This is a genomic window from Pyramidobacter piscolens W5455 (genome assembly GCF_000177335.1).
Classification (GTDB): domain Bacteria; phylum Synergistota; class Synergistia; order Synergistales; family Dethiosulfovibrionaceae; genus Pyramidobacter; species Pyramidobacter piscolens.
The window spans coordinates 22,835-30,692 of the sequence record NZ_ADFP01000095.1; the positions used below are offsets into that span (position 1 = coordinate 22,835).

A 7,858-nucleotide genomic window follows, 5' to 3' on the forward strand; every position below is an offset into this window, starting at 1 on the left:
TCGTTTTCGTTCTTGATTGTTGGAACTGAACTCTACCATCTACCACCCGCGCCCCCCGCCGCCGCCTCCGCCTCCGCCGGAAAAGCCGCCGCCGGACGAGCCTTCGAAGCTGCCGCCGGAGGACGAGCCGGGGGCGCGCGAGGCGGCGCCGAGGCTGGACGAGAAGTCTTTGGAGAAGTCGTTCAATCCGCAGGCGATGCCGCTCGTTCCTCCCCATAAGGTGCCTGCGGCGCCCGAGCGCCAGGCGGGACCGTCGCTCCACGAGGGCTGCCAGGCCGCGGCGGCGAGGACTTTTTCGAAGCGGTTCGCCCACGTTTGGGCGCAGTCCATGGCGACGGCGTAGGGGAGCAGTTCTTCGAAAAGCGCGGGCGTGTCGTCGGGGGCGTTCAGCATCTCCAGGCGGTCCTTTTCCGCGGCCGTGATGAACATTTTCAGTCCCAGCGCCTGCTCGAACTGTTTCCGTCCTTTGTCCGTCCAGAAGATCAGCCTTTTCCCCAGAGGCAGTCCCAGCAGCGCCAGCGCCGCGCCCGCGAAGGTAAGGGGACGGTCGCTGCTGTGCGCCGCGACCATCGCCAGCAATGCCGTAACGAAGACGCTCGCCTGCGCCGCAAAGAAGCCCTTCAGGCCGAAGGCGTTCCGGAGCGAGCGTGCGAAGCTTCGCGGCGCGAGCGTGGGCTCTCGCCGCGCATACCGCAGCGACAGGAGCGCCAGCGCGCCCAAGAGCAGGGCGACGGCTCCCCACTCGGCGGAGACGGCCTCGGTCAGCAGGAACAACGCCCCCGCCGCCGCGCCGGCCAGCAAAGCCGAATAAGCGCGGCGCAGCGGCGCGCGCCGGTCGAGAAAGTTGCCTTCGGCGCGTTTTTTGGCGTCGCCCTTGATCAGTTCGAGCGACTTTTCGAAACGTTTGCGATAGGCGTTGGTCACGTTCAGCGCCTCTTGGGAGGAAGAAGGGAAGAGCGTGTCCATCAGCGCGGCGGGCAATCCGTCGGACGGCGCGCCGCCGGTCTTTTCGAGGCGGTAGCCGCTGCGCCGGTCGCCGCTGATTTTCAGCGCGCCGTTTACCGCCAGGGCGGTCAGCTCGGCGCCGAGGCTGGCAAAGTCGTCGGTCCCGCGCGTGAGGCGCCGCGCCAGCGAGGGCGTCATGTCCCTGGGCGCGTGAAAGAGCGGGATCACGGTGATCTCGCCGCTGTGCTCGCCGCGGGCGCGCAGCGCGCCCCAGACGAGGCAGATGGCGGCCAGCGCCGTGCCGGCCCACATCAGCCCTCTGGCAATGGCGTCGCCGTGGGCGGAGACGAAATCCCCGAAGCGCTCGCCGAAGGAAGGCTGCGGCGGCGCGACGACGCCTTTCGGCCACGAATAGACGACGGTCAGTCCTTCGCCGGGCTGCAACGCCCGTGTGGTGACGACGGCGCGGGAATCGTCGAGACGCGCGCCGTCGCTCGACGTGCTGCCGTAGCGCCCCGCGTACCAGCCGACGCGGCCGAATCCATCGCCCGCTGACTTGCCCGGCAGGGCGAGGCGGAATGAGGCGTTCTGAATGGGCAGGTCCCAGTCGTTGCCGGTCACGTTCCAGTACAGTTCGTCGTGGTCGGCGAAAAACCCCAGCTGCTTTGTGGTGCGGTAGGTCAGCGACAGACGGTGGACGCCGGGTGAAAGCGTCCGTTTGGGGTCGCCGATGCGGATAAAACGGCCGCGCCCTTCGTTCGATTCTTTCCACGGCAGTTCGACCCCGTCGACGGAGGTGGACAGCACCTTCAGCCCCACGGCGATGGGACGGCCGTTCTCGTCGCGATAGCGGACGGGGATGCCGCGAATAATGCCGCGGCTGATCTTGACTCCCATGGCGATGAACTCGAGGTCTTCGCGCACGGTCAGCGAAGCGTCTTCGTTGACCGTGGCGCCGACGTCGAAGCGGAGGATGCGCTCGCGCCGCGGCTCGCCTGCCGCCTGCGCCGCGCCGCCGAGACAGAGCGCGCCAAGCAGCGCGAGAAGCCGCACAAAGGAGGAACGGCGGGCGCTCATGGCCTAATCCCGGATCTCGACGGCGATAATGTCGTGGTCTGGATGATCCTTGCGCCTTGTGGAGCGGTGGCGGATGCGCGTCTCGGTCTCCTTCACCTCGCCCAGCTTGTCGCGGCCGATGCCGACATAGCCGATGTAGTCGAGATTGTTGTTCCAGTTGTCGAAGCTGTAGCCGTGCCGCAGCCCCAGCAGCGGGAAGCTCACTTCCTTCTGCGGGTCGGGACTGTTGTAGTCGCCGAGGATGAACAGCGCCCCTTCCATACGGGCGGCAAGCTCGTTGAGTTTTTCCGTTTGCGCCGCGCGCTTGGCAAGATTGTAGCGCCGGGCGGCTTCGGCGTCGCGCCTGCCGATCGTGGTCATGCTTTTGAGATGGACGTTTGCCAGCGTGTAAATATTGCCCGAGGCGTTGTCCTTGAAGCGGGCCACCAGCGGCGGTCGGTCGAAGAGCTTGAAGCTCCGTCCCTCGAAGCGTCCCGTCCGGTTGGCGTAATACAGCTGGGGCGTCCCGACCAGCGTGACTTTGGTCGGGTTCCACAGAAAGAACAGATCCTGCGTGCTGTCGGTGTCGTTGCCGAAATATTTCCAGCCCGGCAGCGCCGTGGCGACGAAGAAGCGCATCGTGGCGTTGCCCTCGATCTCCTGCAGCGCCAGCACGTCGGCGCCGCTGCGGCGGATCGAATCCGCCAGCTCGCGCATGTCCGCGGGCGTGTAGGGCTGGGAGCGGTCTTCGCTGGAACCGCTCATGGTGAAGAATTCGATGTTGAACGTGCCGATCGTCATGGCGAAAACCGGCGCGGCGCTCAGAAGCATGGCGAACGCGGCGGCCAGAGCGCGGCGGAACGTTTTGTTCACGGTGATTCCTCCTTGTGAAAAATTCTGGAATCTATTCTAGCACAGCCGGCGCCCGCGAAAGCGTTCGCTTGAAATTTGCCTTAACTCGCGCGGATGAGTATAATTGAAAAAGATTTCGGGGATTTCCCCGTGAAGTTCATATTGGTCATTCCAAGGAGGCAGCATCACAATGAAAAACGCAGTCGCAACGACAAAGGCTCCCGGCGCCATCGGTCCCTATTCGCAGGGCATCGCCACCGATTGCATGGTCTACACATCCGGCCAGCTCGGCCTGACGCCCGACGGCAAACTGCCCGAGACGATCGAAGAGCAGACCAGGCAGTCGCTCGAAAACGTCAAAGCCGTGCTCGAAGCCGCCGGCAGCTCGATGGACAAGGTCGTCAAGACCACCGTCTTCCTCAAGGACATGAACGACTTTGCTGTCATGAACGGCATCTACGCCCAGTATTTCAAGGAGCCGTTCCCCGCCCGCAGCGCCGTGCAGGTCGCCAAGCTGCCCAAGGACGGCAAGGTCGAGATCGAGGTCGTGGCCGTCAAGTAGTCATTACGCTTTTGAACGGGCCCGCCGCGGAGAAACGGCGAAGCGAAACAAGATCATAACGTCGAACATCGGTCTCAAAAACGAAAGCGCGGGGAGAAGTGAACGGTGACGGTCCGTTCATTTCTCCCCGCGCTTTCGTCTTTCATCGGATGGTATTCTTTGGTTTTTCCCCGCTTCGCTGCTTCTCCGTGGCGGATTTTGTTCCGAATTCAGTATCCCAGCTTTTCGCCGATGATCACGGCCTCCATGTCCATCGACTTTTCCTTTTTCATGTACACGACCAGCGTGTTGCAGATGCGGTCGGGCGACGAACAGTCGTAGCACCTGTCGCCCCTGACGGCGCACGGCGTCTTGAAGCCGAAGCGCGAGGCGTTGATCACCGCCGCCGTGTTGCGGGCGCGGAAGATCGCCGCTTCCAGCGTCGGCTCGATCTTGTCGGCGCTGAAGACGAAATAGACTTTTTCGTGCCCCCAGAGCGAGCCGGCGACGCGGTTGCCTGAACTGTCGATGTTGACCAGTTCACCCGTTTCCGCGGCGGCGTTGACCGACAGCATGAAGACGTCCGCCGTCATGGCCCGGTCCGCCGCGGCCTTGAACTCCGCGCCGGAAAGCGGCGTGGGGTCGTAAACGAGGTTGTGCTCGCGCAGCCGCTCGGCCAGCCCCATCTCCAGCAGCGTGTGCGAGTCGCCGAAGCCCACCGTTTTGTTTCGCACCCGCGAAGCCAGATAGTCGGTGGCCTCGGCGGCGGTAGCGAAGTAAACGGCCTGAAAACGGTTCTTGCGCAGGTTGGCGATGAATTTTTCACAGGGCATGATATCGCCTCCGAAAATTTTTCCCGCGGCGGCGCCGACGGTGCTTCTATTATAAAAGGATTTGCCCGCGAGGCAAGTCGTTTTCGTCTCGGTGCGAAAAATGAACCGCGGCGTCGAGCGCGGTTGAATAAGTTCTCCGCGCGCCATTTTTATGTTATGATATTTCGGTTGATTGTTCGAGATTATTTTCGCTCTGCAAGGGGGCATGTCCATGGATAAACGGTTGAAAACCGGCGGGCTGGCGCTCCGGGCGGCCTGCCGGCGGGAGTTGGGGACGTTTCTGAACGTCACCTTCGGCACGCTGCTCATCTGCCTCTGCATCGCCGCGCTGATCGAACCCTATCAGTTTGCCAGCACCGGCGTGACCGGCGTCGGGCTGATCACCAACTACCTCTGGGGGATTTCGCCCGTCTGGGTGCTCACGGGCGGCAACGCGCTGCTGCTCGTCTGGGGATGGAAAGCCCTGTCGCCGCGCTTCGCGCTCTGGACGCTGTACAACACGCTGCTCACCACCGTGGCGCTGCCGCTGTTCGAGATGTTCCGTTATCCGCTGATCGGCAACACGATCCTGGCCGCGCTGTTCGGCGGCGTCGTCGGGGGCCTCGGCATGGGCATCCTCTTCCGCGAGGGCGCTTCGTCCGGCGGCATGGACGTGGCGGCCGCCGTGGCGAAAAAACGCTGGGGGCTGGACGTCGGCTCGGCGTCGTTTTACGTCAACGTCAGCATTCTGGTGCTGTCCTTCGTGGCCGTCGATTTCGAGCGCATTCTCATGGGCGCGCTCAGCCTCTACGTGGAATCCGTTGTCATCGACTGGGTGATCAAGTCGTTCGACCGCCGCACGCAGGTCATGGTCATCAGCGGCAAGCCGGACGAGATCGTGCGCTTCATCATGGACTCGCTGGAACGCACGGCCACGCTCGTGGCCGCCAAGGGCGCGTACCGCCGCGCCCCCATGGAAATGGTCATGGTCATCCTCACGCGCCGCCAGGCCGTGGAGCTGAAGCGTTTCGTACGCTCCATCGACCCGGCCGCGTTCCTGATCCTCAGCGACGTCTCCGAAGTCGTCGGCGAAGGTTTCAAGAAGTGGGAAGCGTAGCGCTTTTTTTCGGAAAGAAAACGGCGAACAAAAGAACGAGAAAAGACGAACGCAACGCCCGGCAGCCGCTGAGCTGCCGGGCGTTCTGATATGAAGCGTTCCACGGTGAAGATTTGGACGCCGCTGACTCGATAACAACTGAGCAAAATTTGATTTTTTCGCGCATCTGCATTATATTTTATTCGGTCAAAACCGAGTCGGAAGGAGCCGAGTAAAAATGACTTTTTGGGGTAGAGACGGGGAAAGGAAACGAATTCACAAGATGTTGGGCGACGACGCCATGACGATCGCGCTGATTTACGGACGCCGGCGCGTCGGCAAGAGCGAGCTGATCAAACAATGCCTCAGGGAAACGGATATTTTCGGAATTTATTACGAGTGCAAACAAACTACGGAAATGAACAACGTGGAGAGCCTTGCCGTTCTCCTTTCCGAGAAGTTCGCCTTTCCGCGCCCGGCCTTCTCGGGAATTGAAGAAGTTCTCGAGTATCTGTTCCGCCGGGCGCAAGAGCGGGAACTGATTTTGGTCCTCGACGAATATTCCTATCTGCGTGACGCCGTCAAAGGCATGGACAGCATCCTCCAGAGTCTGGCCGACCGTTACCGCGCCGTTTCAAAGCTGAAACTGATCCTTTGCGGCTCCTATATCGATACGATGAAATCGATGGTGCTGGCGCAAAATCCCCTGTTTGGGCGCGTCGACCTGTCGCTTGACCTGAAACCCATGGATTATTACGACTCGTCCTTGTTCTACAGCGATTTCAGCGACGATGACAAAGTGAGACTGTACAGCGTGTTCGGCGGGATTCCCTATTACAACCGTCTCGTCGACGGCAGCAAAACCGTCCGTGAGAACATCGTCGATCTGGTCGCTTCCCCGGACGCCCGGCTCGAAAACGAAATCGTCATGTTTCTTAAATCGGAACTCTCCAAAATCACGAACGCAAACGAGGTGTTCGAAGCTCTGGCCCGGGGCTTTTCGCGTTACAACGATATCCTTTCCCAATCCCACGTTTCCAGTGGCCCCACCCTGGTGGATGTGCTGGACAAGCTGATCAAAATGGAAGTCGTCAAAAAAGAAGCGCCTCTCAATGACGAGAACAACCGCAAAAAAGCCGGATATTACATCAGCGACAATCTCTCCCTATTCTATTACAAATACATTTTCCGATATCTGTCGCAGCTCAGCCTGATGGAGCCGGAGACGTTTTTCGACCGCTATATCAGCCGGGATTTCGAGACCGAATACGTGCCCCGCATTTTCGAAGACGTCTGCCGGCAGTATTTGGTTCGCAGAAACCGTCGGGGACAAATGGACGTTCCCTTCGAGAAAATCGGTCGTTACTATTACGATGATCCCAAAAGCAGAATGAACGGCGAGTTCGATATCGTTACGCTCGACCCGCAGGGGTATGTATTTTACGAGGCGAAATTCAAAAACGGTCCCGTCACGGAAAAGATGATGCGCGACGAAATCGCCCAAGTCCGGAAGACTGGCTTGAACTGCTATAAATACGGATTTTTTTCCAAGTCGGGTTTTGCCGACGCCGCTTTACCTGGCGTTCAAATGATCGATATCCACGAATTGTACGGGGATTGCCCCTTGCAATGATTCCTGCGGCCGTTACGGCGGGTGCAAAGGCAAAGAAAAGAGCGTCGGCCCTGTTACGGCACGCAAAGACTTGCGAGGGGACTTTTGTCCAACGCCCGGCAGCCGCTGAGCTGCCGGGCGTTGCGCGATGCTCGAAAATTAGCTTTTCTCCGGCGCTTTCCCATCCTGGAGCGACGCCGCGGCCGTTGTTTTTTTGAACCGGAAAAACGCAAACGCGCACAGGACGATCTGCAGCAGCGACGAACAGGGCGTCGCCAAGCCGATCTTGAACACCGACACCGGCACGGCGCGGCTCATCAGCCACGAGACGGGAATCCTCACGCCGAACGCGCCGGCGATCCCCTGCCACATCACGAACGTCGTGCGCCCCCAGCCGTTGAAGTAGCCGATGAAACAGAACAGGAACGACGTCAGCAGGCAGTCGATGGAGTAGGCGCGCAGATAATCCCAGCCCGCCGCCGTCACCTCCGGCCGCCCCTGCACGAACAGCCCCGTCAGCGCGTCGCCGTGGAAGTACGACGCCCATCCCATCACCAGCCCCGCCGCCAACGACGAGAAGATCGCGTAGAACAGAGCCCGGTTGGCCCGCTGCGGCAATCCGGCGCCCACATTCTGCGCCGTGAACGTCGACATCGCCTGACCGTAGGTCGACGGCACCAGCATCACGAAACCGCAGACGCGCTCGGCGATGCCGATGCCGGCCGCCGCTACCACGCCCAGCGTGTTGACGATCGCCGTGATCGCCAGAAAGGAAACGTTCACCAGCGTGTCCTGAAACGCGATCGGAAAACCCAGCCGCAGCACGCGGCGGATCACCGCCCCGTTGAAGCGCACGTCGCGGCGGCTGAACGGGAACGGCAGCCCCCGACGGGCGATGACCGCCAGCGACAGCAGCACGCTCACCGCCTGCGCCGCCACCGTGG

The 7,858-nt window shown here is 61.2% G+C and carries 7 protein-coding genes; 3 read left to right on the forward strand and 4 right to left on the reverse strand.

The annotated features are described in order from the left end of the window. Positions 1–39: 39 nt before the first annotated feature. Complete coding sequence (locus tag HMPREF7215_RS08770; RefSeq protein ID WP_009165458.1) at positions 40–2,022, reverse strand: DUF2207 domain-containing protein; 1,983 nt, start codon at positions 2,020–2,022, stop codon at positions 40–42. Between the two features lie 3 nt (positions 2,023–2,025). Further along, entirely contained in the window at positions 2,026–2,874 is an 849-nt protein-coding gene (locus tag HMPREF7215_RS08775) for an endonuclease/exonuclease/phosphatase family protein (protein WP_009165459.1), read from the reverse strand. A 169-nt stretch (positions 2,875–3,043) separates the two neighbouring features. Here HMPREF7215_RS08775 and HMPREF7215_RS08780 point away from each other — a divergent pair, with 169 nt between their 5' ends. Further along, positions 3,044–3,415, forward strand: coding sequence for a RidA family protein (locus tag HMPREF7215_RS08780; protein WP_009165461.1), 372 nt, complete (start codon positions 3,044–3,046; stop codon positions 3,413–3,415). Positions 3,416–3,624: 209 nt separating this feature from the next. Here the strand turns inward: HMPREF7215_RS08780 and HMPREF7215_RS08785 are convergent, their stop codons facing one another. Beyond that, positions 3,625–4,227 carry a lactate utilization protein gene (locus HMPREF7215_RS08785; protein WP_040551033.1) on the reverse strand — a complete coding sequence of 201 codons (603 nt, stop codon included), beginning with the start codon at positions 4,225–4,227 and terminating at the stop codon, positions 3,625–3,627. A gap of 211 nt (positions 4,228–4,438) precedes the next feature. Between HMPREF7215_RS08785 and HMPREF7215_RS08790 the strand changes: the two genes are divergently transcribed. Together HMPREF7215_RS08790 and HMPREF7215_RS08795 are read left to right on the forward strand one after the other, a co-directional pair. Continuing rightward, positions 4,439–5,323, forward strand: coding sequence for a YitT family protein (locus HMPREF7215_RS08790; protein ID WP_009165464.1), 885 nt, complete (start codon positions 4,439–4,441; stop codon positions 5,321–5,323). 217 nt (positions 5,324–5,540) lie between these two features. Further along, positions 5,541–6,935, forward strand: coding sequence for an ATP-binding protein (locus HMPREF7215_RS08795; protein WP_009165465.1), 1,395 nt, complete (start codon positions 5,541–5,543; stop codon positions 6,933–6,935). A 138-nt stretch (positions 6,936–7,073) separates the two neighbouring features. Here the strand turns inward: HMPREF7215_RS08795 and HMPREF7215_RS08800 are convergent. Further along, positions 7,074–7,858, reverse strand: a 785-nt coding sequence (locus tag HMPREF7215_RS08800) for an MATE family efflux transporter (protein ID WP_009165466.1), incomplete at its 5' end; no start/stop codon positions are given.